Source organism: Mycolicibacterium sediminis (assembly GCF_010731735.1).
Lineage (GTDB): Bacteria > Actinomycetota > Actinomycetes > Mycobacteriales > Mycobacteriaceae > Mycobacterium > Mycobacterium sediminis.
The window spans coordinates 3,025,046-3,045,210 of sequence record NZ_AP022588.1; the positions used below are offsets into that span (position 1 = coordinate 3,025,046).

24 protein-coding genes are annotated in these 20,165 nt (G+C 69.5%); 3 read left to right on the plus strand and 21 right to left on the minus strand.

The window, feature by feature from the left end:
- Window positions 1-3 precede the first annotated feature (3 nt).
- From nuoK to G6N64_RS14495, 14 genes are all read right to left on the minus strand, one after another.
- Window positions 4-303: an NADH-quinone oxidoreductase subunit NuoK gene (nuoK, locus tag G6N64_RS14430; protein WP_163797680.1), complete on the minus strand. Its 300-nt coding sequence runs from the start codon at window positions 301-303 to the stop codon at window positions 4-6.
- Window positions 300-1,043, minus strand: a complete 744-nt coding sequence (locus G6N64_RS14435; protein WP_163797681.1) for an NADH-quinone oxidoreductase subunit J — start codon at window positions 1,041-1,043, stop codon at window positions 300-302. Before G6N64_RS14435 ends, nuoK begins: the two co-directional genes overlap by 4 nt.
- A complete protein-coding gene (gene nuoI, locus G6N64_RS14440) occupies window positions 1,040-1,582 on the minus strand; it encodes an NADH-quinone oxidoreductase subunit NuoI (RefSeq protein WP_163797682.1) in 543 nt (180 codons plus the stop codon). Before nuoI ends, G6N64_RS14435 begins: the two co-directional genes overlap by 4 nt.
- Window positions 1,575-2,801: an NADH-quinone oxidoreductase subunit NuoH gene (gene nuoH, locus G6N64_RS14445; RefSeq protein WP_163797683.1), complete on the minus strand. Its 1,227-nt coding sequence runs from the start codon at window positions 2,799-2,801 to the stop codon at window positions 1,575-1,577. Before nuoH ends, nuoI begins: the two co-directional genes overlap by 8 nt.
- Window positions 2,798-5,179 (minus strand): NADH-quinone oxidoreductase subunit G, encoded by a 2,382-nt coding sequence (locus tag G6N64_RS14450; RefSeq protein WP_163797684.1) that lies wholly within the window; start codon window positions 5,177-5,179, stop codon window positions 2,798-2,800. Before G6N64_RS14450 ends, nuoH begins: the two co-directional genes overlap by 4 nt.
- 112 nt (window positions 5,180-5,291) lie before the next feature.
- Window positions 5,292-6,605 carry an NADH-quinone oxidoreductase subunit NuoF gene (nuoF, locus tag G6N64_RS14455; protein ID WP_163797685.1) on the minus strand — a complete coding sequence of 438 codons (1,314 nt, stop codon included), beginning with the start codon at window positions 6,603-6,605 and terminating at the stop codon, window positions 5,292-5,294.
- Window positions 6,602-7,447, minus strand: coding sequence for an NADH-quinone oxidoreductase subunit NuoE (gene nuoE, locus G6N64_RS14460; RefSeq protein WP_163797686.1), 846 nt, complete (start codon window positions 7,445-7,447; stop codon window positions 6,602-6,604). The genes nuoF and nuoE overlap by 4 nt, the downstream gene beginning before the upstream one ends.
- Entirely contained in the window at window positions 7,444-8,757 is a 1,314-nt protein-coding gene (nuoD, locus tag G6N64_RS14465) for an NADH dehydrogenase (quinone) subunit D (protein WP_163797687.1), read from the minus strand. Before nuoD ends, nuoE begins: the two co-directional genes overlap by 4 nt.
- A complete protein-coding gene (locus G6N64_RS14470) occupies window positions 8,757-9,440 on the minus strand; it encodes an NADH-quinone oxidoreductase subunit C (RefSeq protein ID WP_163797688.1) in 684 nt (227 codons plus the stop codon). Before G6N64_RS14470 ends, nuoD begins: the two co-directional genes overlap by 1 nt.
- Entirely contained in the window at window positions 9,437-9,994 is a 558-nt protein-coding gene (locus G6N64_RS14475; RefSeq protein ID WP_163797689.1) for a NuoB/complex I 20 kDa subunit family protein, read from the minus strand. Before G6N64_RS14475 ends, G6N64_RS14470 begins: the two co-directional genes overlap by 4 nt.
- A complete protein-coding gene (locus tag G6N64_RS14480) occupies window positions 9,985-10,359 on the minus strand; it encodes an NADH-quinone oxidoreductase subunit A (RefSeq protein WP_163797690.1) in 375 nt (124 codons plus the stop codon). Before G6N64_RS14480 ends, G6N64_RS14475 begins: the two co-directional genes overlap by 10 nt.
- Before the next feature lie 169 nt (window positions 10,360-10,528).
- The gene (locus G6N64_RS14485) at window positions 10,529-10,921 is read right to left on the minus strand and encodes an Rv3143 family two-component system response regulator (RefSeq protein WP_409370707.1); all 393 of its coding nucleotides are present in this window, start codon (window positions 10,919-10,921) and stop codon (window positions 10,529-10,531) included.
- Window positions 10,922-10,931: 10 nt separating this feature from the next.
- A complete protein-coding gene (locus tag G6N64_RS14490; protein ID WP_163797691.1) occupies window positions 10,932-11,612 on the minus strand; it encodes a uracil-DNA glycosylase family protein in 681 nt (226 codons plus the stop codon).
- A 5-nt stretch (window positions 11,613-11,617) separates the two neighbouring features.
- Window positions 11,618-12,565, minus strand: a complete 948-nt coding sequence (locus tag G6N64_RS14495; RefSeq protein ID WP_163801786.1) for a LysR family transcriptional regulator — start codon at window positions 12,563-12,565, stop codon at window positions 11,618-11,620.
- 180 nt (window positions 12,566-12,745) lie between these two features.
- Between G6N64_RS14495 and G6N64_RS14500 the strand changes: the two genes are divergently transcribed.
- Genes G6N64_RS14500 through G6N64_RS14510 form a run of 3 tightly spaced genes read left to right on the plus strand, consistent with a single transcriptional unit; the run spans window position 12,746 to window position 14,420 of the window.
- Window positions 12,746-13,774 carry a molybdopterin-dependent oxidoreductase gene (locus tag G6N64_RS14500; protein ID WP_163797692.1) on the plus strand — a complete coding sequence of 343 codons (1,029 nt, stop codon included), beginning with the start codon at window positions 12,746-12,748 and terminating at the stop codon, window positions 13,772-13,774.
- Window positions 13,771-14,127: a YidH family protein gene (locus G6N64_RS14505; protein ID WP_163797693.1), complete on the plus strand. Its 357-nt coding sequence runs from the start codon at window positions 13,771-13,773 to the stop codon at window positions 14,125-14,127. Before G6N64_RS14500 ends, G6N64_RS14505 begins: the two co-directional genes overlap by 4 nt.
- Before the next feature lie 11 nt (window positions 14,128-14,138).
- Complete coding sequence (locus tag G6N64_RS14510; protein ID WP_409370708.1) at window positions 14,139-14,420, plus strand: DUF202 domain-containing protein; 282 nt, start codon at window positions 14,139-14,141, stop codon at window positions 14,418-14,420.
- 4 nt (window positions 14,421-14,424) lie between these two features.
- On the opposite strand, the gene G6N64_RS14515 is transcribed toward G6N64_RS14510, so the two are convergent.
- From G6N64_RS14515 to G6N64_RS14545, 7 genes are read right to left on the minus strand one after another with little or no spacing between them, the layout of a single operon-like run.
- Window positions 14,425-14,805, minus strand: a complete 381-nt coding sequence (locus G6N64_RS14515; RefSeq protein ID WP_163797695.1) for a nuclear transport factor 2 family protein — start codon at window positions 14,803-14,805, stop codon at window positions 14,425-14,427.
- On the minus strand, window positions 14,802-15,137 hold the full coding sequence (locus G6N64_RS14520; RefSeq protein ID WP_163797696.1) for a DUF6285 domain-containing protein: 336 nt from the start codon (window positions 15,135-15,137) through the stop codon (window positions 14,802-14,804). Before G6N64_RS14520 ends, G6N64_RS14515 begins: the two co-directional genes overlap by 4 nt.
- Window positions 15,134-16,111, minus strand: coding sequence for a phosphotransferase family protein (locus G6N64_RS14525; RefSeq protein ID WP_163797697.1), 978 nt, complete (start codon window positions 16,109-16,111; stop codon window positions 15,134-15,136). The genes G6N64_RS14520 and G6N64_RS14525 overlap by 4 nt, the downstream gene beginning before the upstream one ends.
- A complete protein-coding gene (locus G6N64_RS14530; RefSeq protein ID WP_163797698.1) occupies window positions 16,108-17,352 on the minus strand; it encodes an acyl-CoA dehydrogenase family protein in 1,245 nt (414 codons plus the stop codon). The genes G6N64_RS14525 and G6N64_RS14530 overlap by 4 nt, the downstream gene beginning before the upstream one ends.
- A 13-nt stretch (window positions 17,353-17,365) precedes the next feature.
- Window positions 17,366-17,980, minus strand: coding sequence for a TetR/AcrR family transcriptional regulator (locus G6N64_RS14535; RefSeq protein WP_163797699.1), 615 nt, complete (start codon window positions 17,978-17,980; stop codon window positions 17,366-17,368).
- Window positions 17,981-18,023: 43 nt separating this feature from the next.
- Entirely contained in the window at window positions 18,024-18,929 is a 906-nt protein-coding gene (locus G6N64_RS14540; RefSeq protein WP_163797700.1) for a hydroxymethylglutaryl-CoA lyase, read from the minus strand.
- Window positions 18,926-20,104 carry a CaiB/BaiF CoA transferase family protein gene (locus G6N64_RS14545; RefSeq protein WP_163801788.1) on the minus strand — a complete coding sequence of 393 codons (1,179 nt, stop codon included), beginning with the start codon at window positions 20,102-20,104 and terminating at the stop codon, window positions 18,926-18,928. The genes G6N64_RS14540 and G6N64_RS14545 overlap by 4 nt, the downstream gene beginning before the upstream one ends.
- Window positions 20,105-20,165: the final 61 nt, after the last annotated feature.

Here is a 20,165-nt window from a genome sequence, read left to right on the forward strand (position 1 = left end):
CGCCTAGTGCCTCAGCAGATTCGCGCCGTCGACCGAGGCCGACCGCCGGGCACGGAAGATGGTCATGATGATCGCGAGCCCGACCACGACCTCGCAGGCGGCGACCACCATGGTGAAGAACGCGACGACCTGTCCGTCGAGGTGGCCGTGCATCCGCGAGAAGGTCACGAATGCGAGGTTCGCTGCGTTGAGCATCAGCTCGACGCACATGAACATGACGATCGCGTTGCGCCGCAGCAGGACTCCGGCGGCACCGATCGTGAACAGCAGCGCGGACAGGTACAGGTAGTTGTCGGGGTTCACCGGTCACCTCGGCGTGGTGCCAGGATCGCGCTGATCGACAGCTCCGAGTCCGACCCGTCGGGGAGCCGCGCGGGTACGTCGACCGCGTTGTGCCGCGCGAAGACACCCGGGTTGGGCATCGGCGTCGGGTGGCCTCCCTCGGCGAAGCGCTCGATGGCGAGTTCCCGTTGGGTCTTCCGGCGGTCTATGCGCTCGCGGTGCGCGAGCACCATCGCCCCGAGCGCGGCCGTGATGAGCAGGGCGCTGGTGAGTTCGAACGCCCAGACGTAGCGGACGAAGATCAGTGCGGCGAGACCCTCGACGTTGCCGCCCGCGTTGGCCTGCTCGAGACCGGTGAAGCCCGCCGCGGAGACGTTGCCGACGCCCGCGATCAACAGCAGGCCGAAGGCGCTGCCCGCCGCGATCGCCGCGAAGCGCTGTCCGCGAATGGTTTCCACCAGCGAGTCCGACGAGTCCACGCCGATGAGCATCAGCACGAACAGGAAGAGCATCATGACCGCGCCCGTATAGACGACGATCTGCACGACCCCCAGGAACACCGCATCCTGGGCGATGTAGAGCACGGCGAGGATGATCATGGTGCAGGCCAGGAAGATCGCGGAGTAGACCGCCTTGGGGGCGGCGACCACGCCGACCGCGGCGACGACCGCAAGGGTGCCGAGCGTCCAGAACAGCACGGCCTCGCCGGTCGAGGTGCGGAACGCCGCGTCGGCGGCGAGTACCGCGAGTTCCGGCGTCACAGCAGGGATTCCTTGGGCTGGATCGTCAGGCGAAATGCGCCGACGTTGCCGCGGTAGTAGTCCTCGTCGGTGCTGCCCTCGAGCATGGCGTGCGGTGGCGCCGTCATGTCCGGGGTCAGCGGGGCGAGCAGCTTGTCCTTGCCGTAGATCAGGTCGGAGCGGTTGTCGTCGGCCATCTCGTAGTCGTTGGTCATCGTCAGCGCCCGGGTCGGGCACGCCTCGAGGCACAGCCCGCACCCGATGCAGCGCAGATAGTTGATCTGGTACACCCGGCCGTAGCGCTCACCGGGGGAGAACCTCTCGGCCTCGGTGTTGCTGGCGCCCTCGACGAAGATCGCATCGGCGGGGCAGGCCCAGGCGCACAGCTCGCAGCCGATGCACTTCTCCAGGCCGTCCTCGTAGCGGTTGAGCTGGTGGCGGCCGTGATAGCGCTGTGCCGTCGGTCCGGGCTCCTCCGGGTACTGCTCCGTGATGGGCTTCTTGAACATCGCCTTGAACGTGACGCCGAATCCTGCGATCGCATCGATGAACTTAGGCATTGCGAGCGGCCTCCTTCACGGGCATCGGGGGAGTCGGGAACGCACCCGAGTCGGGTGCGGGCCCCGGATCGAGCCGGATTCGCCTGCGGCGCAGCGATCTCGACAGGTAGACGAGCAGGCCGACGCCCACGACCGCGCTGGCGATCACCAGCACGACCGCCATCGCGCCGTACCCCTCGGTGCGCAGCGTCCGGACGATGGCGACGGTCATGATCCACGCCAGCGAGATGGGGATCAGGACTTTCCAGCCGAGCCCCATGAACTGGTCGTAGCGCATCCGCGGCAACGTGGCACGCAGCCACATGAACAGGAAGAGGAACGCCCACACCTTGGCGATGAACCACAGCAGCGGCCACCACCCGCTGTTGGCGCCGTCGATCATGCTGATCGGCCAGGGTGCTTGCCAGCCACCGAGGAACAGCGTGGTGGCCAGTGCGGAGACGGTCGTCATGTTCACGTACTCCGCGAGCATGAACATCGCGAACTTGAGTGACGAGTACTCGGTGTGGAACCCGCCGACCAGTTCGCCCTCGGCCTCGGGGAGGTCGAACGGTGCCCGGTTGGTCTCGCCGACCATCGAGGTGACGTAGATGAGGAACGACGGCAGGAGCAGGAAGACGTACCAGAGGTGCTGCTGCTTGGCGACGATCTCCGAGGTCGACATGGTGCCCGAGTACAGGAAGACCGCGGCGAAGGACAGCGCCATCGCGATCTCGTAGGACACGACCTGGGCGCTGGACCGGAGCCCACCCAGCAGTGGGTAGGTCGATCCGGATGCCCACCCGGCCAACACGATTCCGTACACGCCGATCGACGTGACGGCCAGCACGTAGAGCACGGCGACCGGCAGGTCGGTCAGTTGCAGCGGAGTCTGATGGCCGAAGACGCTGACCATGCCGCCCAGGGGTATGACCGCGAACGCCATGACCGCCGGAACCACCGAGATGACGGGCGCCAGCAGGTAGATCGGCTTGTCCACCCCGGCGGGGATCAGACCCTCCTTGAGCGCCAGCTTCACGCCGTCGGCGAGACTCTGCAGCAGGCCGAACGGTCCGACGCGGTTGGGGCCGTACCGCATTTGCATGCGGCCCAGGATCTTTCGCTCGACCAGGATCGCGACCAGTACCGTCAGCAGGCAGAACACGAAGACGCCCAGCGACTTGCCGAGCACCAGCCACCACGGGTCGTGACCGAACGACGAGAGGTCGGGATAGATCACGGCTGCTCACCCGCCCGTGCGATCGCGACGACCGAGCCGACCTCCGCGGGTACGGCGCCGAGCGGCGCCCACACGACGCCGTCGGGCATGTCGGTGATCGCCAGCGGCAGCGCGACCGCGGTGCCGACGGTGACGAGATCGCCGTCGGCGGCGCCGATTCCCGCCGCCGTCGCCGGGGACAGCCGGGCGACGACGGGTCGCGCCGTGCCCGCGAGGTGCGGCTCGCCGTCCTGCAGCCTGCCCTGAAGCGATCCCTGGTTGAGCAGCATGCGCCAGCCGGTCAGCACGGCGGTCCCGGACTCGGGCTCGTGCAGGCCGGCGGACGGTACGTCGGGGACCGCGACCGGAGCGCCCTCCCAGGCGCCGAGGCCGGTGATCTCGGCGCGTGCGGTCGCGGCGTCGGACAGGGCGAGGTCGATGCCCACCTCGTCGGCCAGCGCGGCGAGGACGCGCATGTCGGCGGTGGCCTCCGGCGGCAACGCGGGCTCGAACGGCCGCAGCCGCCCCTCCCACGTCAGGAACGAGCCGGCCTTCTCGGCCACCGGTGCGACGGGGAACACGACGTCGGCTCGGTCGGTCACCGCGCTCTGCCGGATCTCGAGACTCACCACGAACGGCGCGGCGTCCACGGCCGCGAGTGCGGCCGCCGGGTCGGGCAGGTCGGCCAGGTCGACGCCGCCGATCAGCAGCGCGGCGAGGGTGCCGTCGGCCGCGCCCGCGACGATGCCCGCGGTGTCGCGCCCCGGGGTCGCGGGCAGGTCGTCGACGTGCCAGCCGGCCGCCACCTCGGCGCGCGCCGCGGCATCGTCGACCGGCCTGCCGCCGGGCAGCAGGTTGGGCATCGCGCCGGCCTCCACCGCGCCGCGATCGCCTGCGCGGCGGGGGATCCAGCCGACCCGTGCGCCCGTGGCGTTCGCGAGTCGCAGGACGGCCGAGTACGCGCCGGGGGAGGTGGCGAGCCGCTCGCCGACCAGGATCACCGTTCCGGGCACCACGTCGGCGGCCGCGGCGTCGAGTGCGGCGGCCTCACCGCCGGGCGGCGTGGCGATGAGCGTCCCACCCATCTTCTCCAGACCGCGGGTCGCGAACGGCGCGATGGAGGTGACCCTCAGCCCGCGCTTGCGAGCGGCCTTGCGCAGCCGCAGGAAGACGATCGGCGACTCCTCCTCGGGCTCGAGGCCGACGAGCAGCACGGCAGCAGCGGATTCCAGATCGGTGTAGGTGACCGACATGGTCCGGCCGGCGACCGCGGCGGCGAGGAAGGCCGCCTCCTCGTCGGAGTGTGCGCGGCTGCGGAAGTCGACGTCGTTGGTGCCGAGCACGATCCGGGCGAACTTGGCGTACGCGTAGGCGTCCTCCAACGTGCTGCGCCCACCGACCAGCACGCCGGTCCGGGCGCCGGCGGCGGTGAGCCCGCGGACCGCGATCGCGACCGCTTCCGACCACGACGCCGGTCGCTGACGGCCGTCGGCGTCGCGCACCAGCGGCGTGGCGATGCGGTCGCCCTGGCGGGCATAGGTGAACGCCCACCGGCCCTTGTCGCAGTTCCACTCCTCGTTGACTTCGGGGTCGTCACCGGCGAGGCGGCGCAACACCTTTCCGCGCCGATGATCGGTGCGCTGGGCGCAACCCGACGCGCAGTGCTCGCACACGCTCGGCGACGACACCAGGTCGAACGGCCGGGCGCGGAAGCGGTACGCCGTGCCGGTGAGCGCGCCGACTGGGCAGATCTGCACGGTGTTGCCGGAGAAGTACGAGTCGAATGGTGTGTCGGTGGCGATGCCGACCTGTTGCAGCGCACCGCGTTCCAGCAGCTCGATGAACGGGTCGCCGGCGATCTGGTTGGAGAACCGGGTGCACCGGGCGCACAGGACGCACCTCTCGCGGTCGAGCAGCACCTGCGTTGACAGGTTGATCGGTTTGGGAAAGGTGCGCTTCACGTCGGTGAAGCGGGTATCGGCGCGGCCGTTGGACATCGCCTGGTTCTGCAGCGGGCACTCGCCGCCCTTGTCGCACACCGGGCAGTCCAGTGGGTGGTTGATGAGCAGCAGTTCCATCACGCCGTGCTGGGCCTTGTCGGCTACCTCGGAGGTGAGTTGCGTGCGCACCACCATGTCGGGGGTGACGGTCGTGGTGCACGACGCCAGTGGCTTGCGCTGACCCTCCACGTCGACGAGGCACTGCCGGCACGCGCCCACCGGCTCGAGCAGCGGGTGGTCGCAGAAGCGGGGAATCTGGATGCCCATCAGCTCGGCGGCGCGGATCACCAGGGTGCCCTTCGGCACGCTGATCTGATGGTCGTCGATGACCAGCGACACCATCTCGACGTCGGTGGCCGGCGGCTGCGCGGCGCGGGCCTTGTCCTCGGCGGTCGTCATGAGCCCCTCACCCCTTTCCCGCGAGCAGACGTAAACGTGCGTCTTTCGTCGGCGTGTCGCGCACATTTGTGTCTGCTCGCCGGGGGAGGTGTCGCCGGGGAGATCAGCGCGCTCATGACAGGGCCCCTTCCGGCGTGGCGAGCATCGACGCGTACGGGTCGAACGGGCAGCCGCCGTCGAGGTGTGCGAGGTACTCGTCGCGGAAGTACTTGATGGACGAAATGATTGGGCTCGCGGCGCCGTCCCCCAGCGCGCAGAACGACTTGCCGAGAATCGCATCGGACACGTCGAGCAGCTTGTCGATGTCGGCCTCGTCGGCGTCCCCGGCCTCGATGCGGGCGTAGATCTGCGTCAGCCAGTACGTGCCCTCGCGACACGGGGTGCACTTGCCGCAGGACTCGTGGGCGTAGAACTGCGTCCAGCGCCGGACCGCTCGCACCACGCAGGTGGTCTCGTCGAAGATCTGCAGCGCCTTGGTGCCGAGCATGGAGCCGGCCTTGCCGACGCCCTCGTAGTCGAGTGGCACGTCGAGGTGTTCGGCCGTGAGCAGCGGCGTCGACGAGCCGCCCGGGGTCCAGAACTTCAGTTCGTGGCCGGCCCGGACGCCGCCGGCGTAGTCGAGCAGCTCGCGCAGCGTGACGCCCAGCGGGGCCTCGTACTGGCCGGGCCGGGTGACGTGGCCGGACAGCGAGTAGAGCGTGAAGCCGGGCGACTTCTCGGTGCCCATCGACTTGAACCAGTCGACGCCGCCGCGGATCACGGCGGGGACGCTCGCGATCGACTCGACGTTGTTGACCACCGTGGGACACGCGTACAGGCCGGCGACGGCGGGGAAGGGCGGCCGCAACCGGGGTTGCCCGCGGCGGCCCTCGAGTGAGTCGAGCAGCGCGGTCTCCTCGCCGCAGATGTAGGCGCCCGCCCCGGCGTGCACCACCAGGTCGAGGTCGAAGCCGGACCCGAGGACGTCGGCGCCGAGATAGCCGGCGTCGTAGGCCTCGGAGACGGCGGCCTGCAGGCGCCGCAGCACGGGCACCACCTCGCCGCGGACGTAGATGAACGCGTGCCGCGCGCGGATCGCGTACGCGGCGATGATTGCGCCCTCCACGAGCACGTGCGGCGTCGCCATCATCAGCGGCATGTCCTTGCACGTGCCGGGTTCCGACTCGTCGGCGTTGATCACCAGGTACTTGGGCTTGGCGCCCGGCCCGTCGCTGCCCTGCGGGATGAACGACCACTTCTGTCCGGTGGGGAAGCCGGCGCCACCGCGGCCGCGTAGCCCGGACTCCTTGACCAGGGCGATTAGGTCGTCGGGCGCCATGGCCAGGGCCTTCTCGAGCGCCTGATACCCGTCGTGCCCGCGGTAGGACTCCAGCGTCCACGACGACGGCTGGTCCCAGTAACTGCTGAGCACGGGGGCGAGGGTCATCGGGCCGCCCCGTTCGTCGGCGGGACGTCGGCGGACGGTGCGGGGGCGGGTTCGTCGCGCAGCGCCTCCTGGGTCATCCGTTCGTCGTCGGGACCGTCCGCAGTGGGTCCGGTCTGGCCGGGCGTGGGGGCGCTCATCCCGCGCTCGCGCGCCACCATCAGACCCGCGAGGGTGGCGTCGCCGGGTGCGCCGTCGTTGGCGCCGGGACGCTCGTCGGAGAAGCCGGCGAGGATGCGGGCGGTCTCGCGGAACGTGCACAGCGTCGCACCGCGGGTGGGGGTGACGGGCTCACCGGCCCGCAGCTCGTCGACGAGAGTCCTTGCCGAGCCGGGGGTCTGCTGGTCGAAGAACTCCCAGTTGACCATCAGGACGGGCGCGTAGTCGCAGGCGGCGTTGCACTCGAGATGCTCGAGGGTGACCTTTCCGTCGGCCGTGGTCTCGCCCGCGTGCACGCCGAGGTGGTCTTCCAGGGTCTCGAGGATCACGTCCCCGCCCATGATCGCGCACAGCGTGTTCGTGCAGACCCCCACCAGGTAGTCCCCGGTGGGCGTGCGCCGGTACATCGAGTAGAACGTCGCGACCGCGGTGACCTCTGCCGGGCTCAGATCCAGTTGCTCTGCGCAGAAGGCGATCCCGGCCGGAGTCAGGTAGCCGTCCTGGGACTGGACCAGGTGCAGCAGCGGCAGCAGCGCCGAACGCGACTGCGGGTACTTGGCGACGACGACGGCGGCGTCCTCGGCCAGCCGGGTCGCCACGTCGGGCGGATAGGCGTGGTCGCCCCGGGCGATCGGGGGACCCGGTTCGTCGGGTCGCTGTCCCAACCGCAGTTCGACGAGTGTCATCTGTCCACACCGCCCATCACCGGATCGATCGACGCGACCGCCGCGATCGCATCGGCCACCATTCCGCCCTCGCACATCGCCGCCACGGCTTGCAGATTCGTGAACGACGGGTCGCGGTAGTGCACCCGGAAGGGGCGGGTCCCGCCGTCGCTCACCATGTGCACGCCGAGTTCGCCGCGGGGCGACTCGACGGCGGTGTACACCTGACCGGCGGGCACGCGGATGCCCTCGGTCACCAGCTTGAAGTGGTGGATGAGGGCCTCCATGGACCCGCCCATGATCTTGGCGATGTGCTCGGGTGAGTTGCCGAGGCCGTCGGGCCCGATCTTCAGATCGGCGGGCCAGGCCAATTTCTTGTCGGTGATCATCACCGGGCCGGGCCGGAGCTTGTCGAGGCACTGTTCGACGATCCTGATCGACTCGCGCATCTCCCGGACGCGGATCATGTAGCGGCCGTAGGCGTCGCACTCATCGGTGGTGATGACGTCGAACTCGTAGTCCTCGTATCCGCAGTAGGGCTGCGCGCGGCGCAGGTCGTGGGGGAGTCCGGTGGAGCGCAGGACCGGGCCGGTGATGCCGAGCGCCATGCAGCCGGTGAGGTCCAGGTAGCCGACCCCGACGGTCCGTGCCTTCCAGATGTAGTTCTCGTTGAGCAGGTTCTCCATGTCGCGCAACCGGATCGGCAGCAGGTCGAGCAGCTCGCGCAGCTGGGGAAGTGCCTCCTCGGGCAGGTCGGCCGCTAGCCCACCGGGCCGGATGTAGGCGTGGTTCATGCGCAGGCCGGTGATGGTCTCGAAGACCGACAGGATCAGTTCACGTTCCCGGAAGCCGAAGAACATCGCCGACATCGAACCGAGTTCCATGCCGCCGGTGGCCAGCGCCACGAGGTGGCTGGAGATCCGATTGAGTTCCATCATCATCACGCGGATGACGCTGGCCCGTTCGGGGACGTCGTCGGTGACGCCGAGCAGCTTCTCGACGCCGAGGCAGTAGACCGTCTCGTTGAAGAACGGCGACAGGTAGTCCATCCGGGTCACGAACGTGACCCCCTGCGTCCACGTGCGGTACTCGAGGTTCTTCTCGATGCCTGTGTGCAGATAGCCGATGCCACAGCGGGCCTCGGTGATGGTCTCGCCCTCGATCTCGAGGATCAGCCGGAGCACGCCGTGCGTCGACGGGTGCTGCGGACCCATGTTGACGACGATGCGCTCGCCGGCCACCGAGGCGTCGCGAGCGGCGGCGACCACCTCGTCCCAGTCCTGGCCACCGACGGTGACCAGGACGTCGCGGTCCACGTCGTAATCGGTCATCAGTTGTACGACCTCCGCTGGTCGGGTGGGGGAATCGAGGCGCCGTGGTACTCGACCGGGATGCCGCCCAGCGGGTAGTCCTTCCGCTGCGGGTGGCCCACCCAGTCGTCGGGCATCTCGATCCTGGTCAGCGCCGGGTGCCCGTCGAACAGGATGCCGAAGAAGTCGTACGTCTCGCGTTCGTGCCAATCGGTGGTCGGGTAGACCGAATACAGCGACGGCACATGCGGATCCGCGTCCGGTGCGACGACCTCGAGCCGCACCCGGCGGTTGTGGGTGATGGAGTTCAGCGCGTAGACGGCGTGGAGTTCGCGACCGACGTCGGCGGGATAGTGCACCCCGGACACGCCGAGGCACAGCTCGAAGCGCAGCGCGGGGTCGTCGCGCAGCACGCGGGCGACGGTGACGAGGTGCTCGCGGCGGACGTCAAGGGTCAGTTCGTCGCGGAACACCACCACCCGTTCGACGGCGGTCGCGAAGACGTCGTCGCCGAGGGCCGAGGCCAACAGGTCCACCACGTCGTCGAAGTAGCCGCCGTAGGGCCGCGGCGTGCTCCCCGGGAGAGTGACCTCGCGGACCAGGCGTCCGTAGCCGGAGGTGTCGCCGGTGCCGGTCACGCCGAACATGCCACGGCGCGTTCCGATCACCTCGTGCCCGTTGGGGTCGCCTGCGACGTCGGTCATGGGCGCAGCAGTCCGGTGAACTCGATGGTCGGCCGCGAGGCGAGCGCCGCTGCCTCCGTGGCGGCGATGGCCTCGGCGCGGTTGACGCCCAGCGGCATCTCCTGAATCTTGGCGTGCAGCATCAAGATCGCGTTGAGCAGCATCTCCGGCCTCGGCGGACAGCCGGGCAGATAGATGTCGACCGGCACCACGTGGTCGACGCCCTGTACGACGGCGTAGTTGTTGAACATGCCGCCCGACGACGCACAGACTCCCATCGCCAGAACCCATTTGGGTTCGGCCATCTGGTCGTAGACCTGCCGCAGAACCGGTGCCATCTTCTGGCTCACCCGGCCGGCGACGATCATCAGGTCGGCCTGCCGCGGCGTCGCCGAGAAGCGCTCCATGCCGAAGCGGGCGATGTCGAACCGCGGTCCCGCAGTCGCCATCATCTCGATCGCACAGCAGGCCAGGCCGAAGGTGGCCGGCCACAGCGAGCCCTTGCGGACGTAGCCCGCAACCTTCTCCACGGTCGACAGCAAGATGCCGCCGGGCAGTTTCTCCTCTAGTCCCATGACAACCCTCCACGTCGCCACACGTAGGCGTAGGCGACGAATACCGTGAGCATGAACAGCAACATCTCGATCACGGCAAACAGCCCGAGCGAGTCGAACGACACGGCCCACGGGTAGAGGAACACGATCTCGATGTCGAAGACGATGAACAGCATGGCCGTCAGGTAGTACTTCACCGGGAAGCGCTGACCGGTCGCCTCGCTGTTCACCCCGCCGGGTTCCATCGGCTCGATGCCGCACTCGTACGCCTCGAGTTTGGCGCGGTTGTAGCGCCGCGGACCGATCAGGACCGCGATGCCGACCGAGCCGACCGCGAAGAGGGCAGCGATCGCCCCGATCACCAGAATGGGTACGTATGCGTTCATACCGCCGCGTCGCTCCCTCGTTGGGCTGTCGATGTGAGCTACGACACAGCTTAGTCAGGTTAACGGAGTGCCCGACGCGTTTTGGATAGGATCAGATTTGCGTGTCGACGGGTCGGCCTACGTCGCCTCACACGCGAAGTTGCCACGCGCGCAGATCAATTCGTGCAGGTCACGTCACCAGGGTGCGTACCAGCCCGGCGACCGCCTCGCACAGCCGGATCGGGTCGATGGGGTGCGGCACAGCCGCCTCCGCCCGGGACCAGTTGGCCAGCCAGGCATCGTCCGGCCTGCCCGTGAGCACCAGTATCGGCGGACACACCGCCACCTCGTCCTTGAGCTGCTTGGCCAGCCCCATCCCACCCGCGGGGCTCGCCTCGCCGTCGAGGATCGCGATGTCGATGCCCCCGCCGTCGATGGTGCTGACCACCACCGGCGCGGTTGCGACGTCGAGATAGGTCAGCTCGGGCAGGTCCGGGTGGACACGTGTGCCGAGCGCCGACCGCACCTGATCACGCACGAGGGCGTTGTCGCTGTAGACGAGGATCCGGATGCTGGGGGGCACCTCGCCGATGCTACGACTGCGGCACCCGTGCCGCGGCGGTTCGGCGCTGCTGCACGGTCTGCTGACCCCACGCGCGGTCGTCGTCGAGTTCGAGGTCGGCGGCGATCGCGCGCAGAGCATTCTCGATGCGGCGTAACGACTGAGCGCGGCTGCTGGTGTTCCGCTGGGACGGATGCGGCGCAGCGAGCACCTTGTACAGCCTTCCTGGCGGCTCCCCTGTGATGGCGAGCATGAAGCCCGACAGCGCGGCGGAGCCGAGGGTGAGCACGATCTGAAGACGATGGGTGAGGGCGAGGACCTCGCGCAGCCGGTGTGCCCCGTCCTCGACGTCTGCGCGCCGCGCGGCGCGCGGCGCGCCCAGTTCGTCGCGGAGCGCCGCAGGGACTACGTTCCACTTCAGGCAATCCGCGCGACGAATCCCGGCCTCCTCGATCAGGTTGCCGAGTAGACGGTTGCTGGAGTCTGAATTGTCCAGAGAGCAGAAGTTGGAGCCTGACGGACCGACGGTGCGGGGTGCCGGCGACTCCATCAAGATCAGTACCTTGGCTCCCGTGCCGCCGTCATCCGGGTCGAACCACGGAATGGATCGATCGGCACCCCTCGATCGCCAGCTACGCACCAAGTCGTTGAGCGGGGCGACGTTCGGCGTGTCGAGGCGGCGACGCTTGTCGCTGACGAGGGATTCGTCCACGGGCGTCAGTGATCGGATCGTTGACTCGAATGGGTGGACTTGGTGACGGAGGCGATGTGAGCCAGCAGGTCGCGCACTGCGCCCGCCGGTGGAGTGCGGGCCCCGGTCCAGATCGCGCGTAACGGGCGGTGCAGGTCGATCGCGCTCACCGGTACCGCATGCAGCCTGCCGAGCGCGAGGTCGTCGGCCACGGAGAGTCGGCTCATCACGGCCGGCCCGGCGCCCGCGAGTACGGCCGCGCGCACCGCGGCAGCCGTCGACAACTCCAGTACGGGCGGTTCGGTCATGCCGTCGCAGCCGGCCCCCACGATTGCCGCGGTGAGGAAGTCCCTCGTGCCCGAGCCGGGTTCGCGGGTCACCAGGGCTGCCCGGCACAACTCGTCGGGCCCGATTGGTCGTGTCCTGCGTGCCCAAGGGTGGTCACGCGGTACGACGAGGACGAGTTCGTCGTGGGCGACGATGCGACCACGCAGGCCCCGTGGTGAACCCGGGCTCTCGACGAAGCCCACGTCGGCGGCGCCCTCGCGCACCGCAGCAATGACGTGTTCGCTGTTCTGGGCGGTCAGGATCACCTCGGGCGAGTTCGCGGCACGCCGGACCTTGGCAGTTCGCAAGGTGACCAGCCATCGCGGCATGAGGAGTTCGGCGATGGTGAGACTCGCATGGACTCGGACATTGTTCTTGCTGTCTGCTCGCAGAGTCGCAAGTCCGGCGTCTACCTCACGGGCCACACCGAGTAGGCGATCGGCCCACTGGGCGGTGACCACGCCGGCTGGGGTCAGCCCCGACCCGGTCCGGCTGCGGCGCACCAACCGGACGCCGGTCTGATTCTCCATGGCGACGACGCGTGCGGATACGGCTTGCTGCGACAGGCCCAGTTCACGCCCGGCGGCGCTGAGGCTTCCGGTCCGGGCAATGGCCAGCAGGACCTCCAGCGAGACCAGGTCGAGCATGCGCGTACTGAGTCGCTCCACAACCAGATCCTAACGCGCCACAACATTTGGTTGTGGCAATAGCGCTTGTTTGCGGGACAGGGGCGGTAGACGATTGGCGAAGGACGCGAAACTCGACGGAAGGTGGCTGCCATGGGTGCAACCGAATCAGGTGTGGTGAAACCGGTCTCATCCGATCTGATGGAAGACGCCGGTACGGGCCTGGACTACGGCACCCGGCCCGACCGGATGCCGGGAATGCTCACTCCAGTCGATCGATTCTTCGTTCGGAGTCACTCGCCGACACCGAGCATCGACGTCGCCGGGTGGGCACTGCACATTGGGGGCGACGCGGCGGGCAAGCCCGCGTCCGTTGGCTACGACGAACTGTGCCATCGGTTCCCACAGGTCTCGATCGAGCGGACGCTCGAGTGCGCGGGTAATCGCCGCGTGCTGTTCGGCGAGGAGTTGGGCACCACCTTCGACGGTACGCAGTGGGGTCGTGGTGCCATCAGCTCGGCGGAGTGGACCGGCGTGCGTCTGCGCGACCTGCTCGCCGGTGTGGGCGTGGCCGCCGATGCGGTCGACGTACTCGCGGTGTCCCTCGACTCGGCGGGCGCTCGGCGCCCCCTCCCCATCGCCAAGGCCATGGCCGATGACACCATCGTCGCGACGGCGATGAACGGCGAGACGCTCCCGCCCGATCACGGCTTCCCGGCGAGGCTCGTGGTCTCGGGCTGGCTGGGTGCCGCGAGCATCAAGTGGCTCGGGCGGCTCGAGGTGTCGCGTGAACGGATCTTCGTACCGTGGAACACCGACGACTACGTGCTGATCGGCCCCGGCCACGAGGCGGACGGGCCGGGTCGCGGTTCCGTCATCACGGCACTCGGTGTGTCCAGCCTGATCGAACTCCCGTGGCCCGCGCGGCTGAGCCCCGGACCGCAGGTGATCCGGGGGCGTGCCTTCGCAGGCGAGAACTCAGTCGCCGCGGTCGACTACCGCGTCGACGGCGGTCCGTGGCACGCGGCCGACATCACGTCCGCGGCCACGCCCGGCTTGTGGGCGCGATGGGAGTTCGCGTGGAACGCGGAACCTGGCGACCACGTCATCAGCGTGCGTGCGGCAGATTCGTCGAACAACGTTCAACCAGAACACACGTCGTTCAACGAACTCGGGTACATGCACGAGTCGGTGCTCCAGCATCCGGTGCACGTCTCCTCGGCCCCGTGACCGACCCAGTCGACGACGAGCCGGACTACCGGTTCTCGCTCGCGAACGAACGCACCTTCCTGGCGTGGATCCGGACCGCGCTCGCACTGATCGCCGGCGGTGTCGCCCTCGTTCAACTGTTGCCACGCTTCGGGATTCACGGGGTTCGGCATGGACTCAGCATCGTTCTGGTGGCATCCGGAGGACTGTTGGCGCTGTCGTCGGTGCAACGCTGGCGGCGGGTCCAGCAGGCGATGCGTCGCGGGGAGGATCTCCCGACCAACCGGATGCCCGTCGCCATCGGGGTCGCGCTCGTGGCACTGACCGTCGTGCTCCTCGTCCTCCTCGTCGTGACGCCCCCCGGCGGCAGCTGACGATGAGACGAGTGGCGGACAGGCCCGGTCTGCAGCCCGAGCGCACGGCGCTGTCCTGGGAGCGGACGTCGCTGGGCTTCCTCGCGATCGGCGCACTCGTGTTGCTCCGGCACGCCGAACTGGCACTGCCGGGTCGGTTCGTCGTGGCGGCGCTGGCGTTCGCCCTGGCGCTGGCGGTGATCGTCGTCGGACGGCGCCGGGCCGCCCGGCGGCGCATCGCCGTCCTCTGCGTGGGATGGGCGACGGTCGCTCTCGCCGGCGCGGTGTGCGTGCTGGTGTGGTGGTCGACGTGAGAGGTCAACGCTGCTGCATCAGGGGCGCCATGTCGGCCGGGTCGAAGTACTCGTCGATCCGGGTGATCGCACCGTCCCCGTCCACCTTGATCACGATGCAGACCCGCAGGGCGATCGACGCCCCGCCGGTGCCGTCGGCGTGAAGGACGTGCTGCTGCACGAACCCGCCGTCGAATACTTGGCGATCGAGGATCACGTAACGACGGGTCGCGGTGACGTTCAGGAACCAGCGGATCACCTTCAGCGCACCGACCCGATCGTTGTCGCCGGCGTCCCCGCTGTGCCACACGGCGACATCGTCGGCCCACATGGCGTCGATGGCCGGGTAGTCGCCCGCCTCGATCGCTGCGAAGAGCCGGTCGGCCACCGCCAGCGGTCCGGTCACGAGGCGCCCTCCGAGTCGTCGTATCCCGGGTGCGCGACGGCGAGGCGCCGGGTGACGAGCCTCCGCAGCACCGGTTCGACGTCGGCACCGCGGTCGTCGAGGTCGCCGCGCCGGATGGCGGCGGCGAGGTCCGCCTCGTCCGCGTAACCGAAGAGGTCCGGCGGCGTAGCGGCGTCGAGCAGTTCGCGTTCCACGGTCCGTAGCGCATTGACGGCGACCCGGGCGTGGAAGTTGACCGCCCCGCTCGTCGCCTCCCGGACGTCGGTGTCGAGGAACTCCGCGACCGCGGCGATGAGTTCGGCGGCGGTGGGTCTGCCGTACGGGGACGTCACGGTGCCTCCTTCAGCAGGGTGAGCAGGTCGTACTCGGTCTCACAGACCCGTCGGCCGATCGCGGCGAGCTCCACCGACCGGGTCTGGCCCGACAGGTGCCGCTCGGCCTGGTAGCGGCAGATGACGCCCCAGCGCAGCGTCGACAGCACCAGCCACCAGTGCATGGCGGCAGGGTCCAGGTCGACGCCCGCCGCCGCCTCGTAGGCGCGGAGCAGCTCGTCGACGCTGCCGAGGCCACCCGCGCCGAGTGACCGGGGCGCCCCGAAGCGCCACGCTCGGATGCAGAACCAGGCGAGGTCCTCGTACACCTCGCCGGCGTGGGTCAGCTCCCAGTCCAGGACCGCCGCGAGGCGGGCGGGCCGTGCGTCGGTGTCGACGATCAGGTTGCCCATCCGGAAGTCGCCGTGCACCAGCACGTGCGGTGCGGCGGGCGGGCGGTTCGCCGCGAGCCACCGGAAGGCCCACTCGAACGTCGCGGTGGTGTCGCCCATCTCGTCGAGTTGGGCGTGCCACTCCTCGAGCGGCTCGGATGCCGGCAGGCCGATGCCGGACGGGTCGGCGCGGTGGATGGCGGCCATCGCCCGGGCGCACTCGTCGAGCAGGGCGGCCCGGGAGGCGTCGTCGATGGCGCGCTGAATTCTTCGCACGATCGTCTCGCCCGAGATGAAGTCGCAGACGAGGAACGGGTTGCCCAGCGCCGCAGGCGAATCCCGAGCGACCAGGACGTGCGGCACCGGCGCGCCCGTCGCCGCGGCCCGGGTGAGCGCCGCCGCCTCGAGTTCCATGCCCGCGTGGATCTCGTCTGGCGGACCGATCCGCAGGATCAGCGGTCGCGTCCCCCCTTCGGTGACGGCCTCGAACGCCCACGTCGCCCGGCTCGCCCCGCCGGTGAGCACACGCAGCTCCTCGACCCGCACGTCGCCCAGCTGCGGAGCCAGCACCCCGGTGAGCCCGGATGCGAGGTCGTCGGTCACGTCCGGGTGCCGCCGAACTTCAGCATCCGCTGTGCGACCCTGCGGATCTGGATCTCCTCGGCACCCTCGGTGATCCGGTACCGGCGGTGGTGGCGGTAGATGTGCTCGAACGGTTCGTGCCTGCTGTAGCCGAGGCCGCCGTGGATCTGCATGGCGCGGTCGGCGGCCTCGCACACCAGGCGGTTGGCGCGGTAGTTGGCCATCGACACCTTGTCGCTGACCTCCATGTGATGGTTGCGGTCTAGGTGCCACGCGGCGTAGTACACCAGCAGCCGCACCATCTGCGCCTCCGTCTGCAGTTCGGCCAGCGGCCATTGCACGGCCTGGTTCACCGACAGTGGTTTCCCGAACACCACCCGTTCGCTGGCGTAGTGCGCGGCGCGGTCGATGCAGTACTGGGCCGCACCCAGGCTGCTCGCCGCCTGCCGAATCCTGTTCTCGTGCAGAAACGTCTGGCCCACGTCCAGCCCGTGGTCCACCTCGCCCAGCACGGCGTCGGCGGGCACCCGGACGTCGGTGAGTTCGACCTCGGCGTGATCGGTGGGCATGTTGAACGTCCACCAGTAGAACGGCACGGTGAAGCCCGGGCTGTCGGTGGGAACCAGGAACGCCGTGATGCCGCGGGCCTGCCCCGCCTCGCCGGAGGTTCGTGCGAAGACGAGGTCGTGGGTGGCGCGGTGGACCCCGGTGTTCCAGCGCTTGGTGCCGTTGATCACCCAGCCGTCGCCGTCGGCCGCGGCGGTGGTCTCGAGCCACGTGGCGTCGGACCCGTGCGCGGGCTCCGACAGTCCGAAGGCCATCGAGCGTTCGCCGGTGAGCAGCGCTTCACCCCACTCCTTCTTCTGGGCGTCGGTGCCGAAGCGGTCCATCATGATGACCTGGGGGAAGTTCCCGACGATGGACGACTCGTCCTGCAGGTCGTTGTGCAGCCCGAGACCCCTGTGCGCCAGGTGCTCCCGGATGACCGCCATGTCGAGGTTGGTGCCGTCCCTGCCGCCGAACCGGGCGGGCAGGCCGTACCGCAGCCAGCCCGCGGCGTCGGCTCGTCGGCGCATCTCGTCGAGCAGGTCCTCCCACGCGCGCTGCGGGATGCCGTCGTTCTCCCAGTCGGTGCGCGCGTACTCGCGGCGCTTGTCGAAGTACTGCACGTGCTGGGCCTCGAGCGGCGCGATCTCCGCCTCGATGAAGGCGTCCATTTCCGCGAGCAGACCGGGAAGGTGTTCGGGCAGAGCGAAGTCCACGGTGGTTCTCTCCTCAGTTGCCGTACAGGGTCTTGCGCCAGATGGTCGAGAGCGTGGTGATGGCGTCGGCGTCGCCGACGTCCAGGCCCAGTCCTGACGGGCGCAGCGACACCACGGTGAAGTTCTCGAACAGCAGCGCTATCGCCGCTCCGGTGAGCAGGGGATCGACGTCGGCGGCGTAGCCCTGCTCGCGCGCCCGGCGGACCGTTGCCGCCACCATGTCGATGCCGAACCGCCGGAACTCGTTCTGCACGTCCGCGAACCTGGGTCTGGTGTCGGCGAGCTGATTGACGGCGATCATGATCCCGATGTTCTGGGAGAACATGTTCCAGTAGCCGGTCACCACGGCGGTGAAGAACCCGGTGTCCTCCGGCGACTCGGGCAGGTGCACGGTGAGCCCCGACGGCATCACCACGTCGTGCAGGAACGACTCGGCCAGCGAGTACAGCAGGTCTTCCTTGTCGGTGTAGTAGCGGTAGAACGCGGCCGACGACTTGCCTGCAGCAGACGTGATGTCGGCCAGTGTCGTGCCGTGGAAGCCGCGTTCGGCGAAGAGCTTCCGTGCGGCGCGTTCGATTCCCTCACGGGTCTGGCGGCCCTTCGCGGTGAGCGTGTCCGCGGATTGCACCGGCGGGCGGGAGCGTAGCGACCTGGGGGATGTCACCGCGGTCTCAGCCCAGGATCCGGTCGCCCGCGCGCAGCAGCGCACTGGGCAGGTCGTGCCCCACGACGGACCGCGCGACACCCGCGGCGTGGATGGCGGCCTCGAGGTCGAGGTCGGTGTGGACGTCGGAGTCGCGCAGGAGGTAGACGAGGTCTTCGGTGGCGATGTTGCCGCTGGCGCCCGGTGCGAACGGGCAGCCGCCGAGGCCGCCGACCGACGCGTCCAACCGGGTGACGCCCGCGGTGACCGCGGCCCAGGCGCTGGCCAGCCCGGCGCCGCGGGTGTCGTGGAAGTGCGCGCCGAGCGGCAGGTCGGCGACGATGGGTCGCAACGCCTCGACGAGCCGGGTGACCCGGCCCGGGGTGGTGGTGCCGATCGTGTCGGCGATGGCGATCCGGTCGGCACCCACTTCCACTGCGGCCGAGGCGATGTCGAGGACGCGGGCGGGATCGGTCGGACCGTCGAACGGGCAGTCCCACGCCGTCGCGATGATCACCTCGATCGTGGCGCCGCCCTCGTGGGCGATCCGTGCGATGTCGGCGATGAGGTGGGTCGAGTCCGACGTGGACCGGCCGACGTTGGCCTGGCTGTGACCGTCGGCCGCGGACACCACGTATTCGAGCGAGGTGAGTCCTGCCGCGATGGCGCGCGCGGCACCCCCGGGTCCGGCGACGAGTGCGGAAAACTCGACGTCGTGCGCGTCGCGGAGACGGGGTAGCTCGGCGGCGAGTTCGGCGGCGTCGGCCAGGGCGGGCACCTTCGACGGCGAGACGAAGGCGGTGACCTCGATTTCGCGAACTCCGGTGGCGAGGACGGCGTCGAGCAGGTCGAGCTTGGCCGACAGCGGGATCGGGGCCTCGATCTGCAGGCCGTCGCGCAGCGACACCTCCCGGATCGTGACGTGCGGGATCACAGCACTCCCTCCGCTGCCAGCTCGGCCAACTCGTCGGCGGACCTGCCGAGCAGCTCGCCGTACACCTCGGCGTTGTGCTGCCCCGGTGTGCTCGACCCGGCGGACCGGATGGTGCCGGGCGTCTCGGACAGCACGGGTATGACGCCAGGGCCCTTCACGTTTCGCCCGATCCGCTCGTCCCAGTGGTCGGCGATCATGCCCCGCGACAACAGCTGTGGGTCGGCGACGACCTCGGCGACCGTGTTGATCGGACCGCTGATGACGCCTGCGGCGGACAGCGTCGCGATGACGTCGTCGGGCCGGCGTGCGGCGGCCCACTCGCCGATGAGCCGGTCGAGTTCGTCCTGGTTGCGGCCGCGGTTCACGTGGTCGACGAAGCGCGGGTCGGTGGCCAGCTCGGGGCGATCCATCGCGGCGCACAGCCGGCGGAAGACCGTGTCCTGGTTGGCGGCGATGACCACCCAGCTGCCGTCGGCGGTCTGATAGATGTTGGACGGCGCGATGCCCTCGAGCCGTGTGCCGGACGGGCCGCGGACGACTCCGCCGACGTCGTAGTCGGGGATGGTCGACTCCTGGACCGCCAGGCACGCTTCGGTGAGCGCGGCGTCGACGACCTGCCCCTCGCCGGTGACGCTGCGCCGGTACAGCGCGGCCAGCGCGCCCTGGGCGGCGAACATGCCTGCCAGGGAGTCGCCCAGCGACAGCGCCAGCCGCGGCGGTGGACCGCCGGGAAAGCCGTTCATGTGCCGAAGCCCGCTCGCGGCCTCGGCGACCGACGCGTAGCCGGCCTTGCTCGACTCGGGACCGGTCTGCCCGTATCCGGACACCCGGACCAGGATGATGCCCCGGTTGCGTTCGCGCAGAACGTCGTAGCCGAGATCCCACTTCTCCAGCGTGCCGGGCCGAAAGTTCTCGACGATCACGTCGGACTGCTCGACGAGGTCGAGGAACAGCTCCCGGCCGCGGGCCTCGCGCAGGTTCAGCGTGACCGCCTTCTTGTTGCGCGCGTGCACGGTCCAGAAGAAGTGGTGGCCGTCCAGTTCGGCCTGGCCCCAGGTGCGCAGCGGGTCGGGCGCACCGGGCGGCTCGATCTTGACGACCTCGGCGCCCATGTCGCCCAGGAGGCGACCGGCGAACGGCCCCGAGATGAGCGTGCCGACCTCGATGACCCGGATCCCGTCGAGCGGACCGGTGACATTTCCCGGGTCGCTTCGCTGGAGCCGCGCTTGCGCGGAC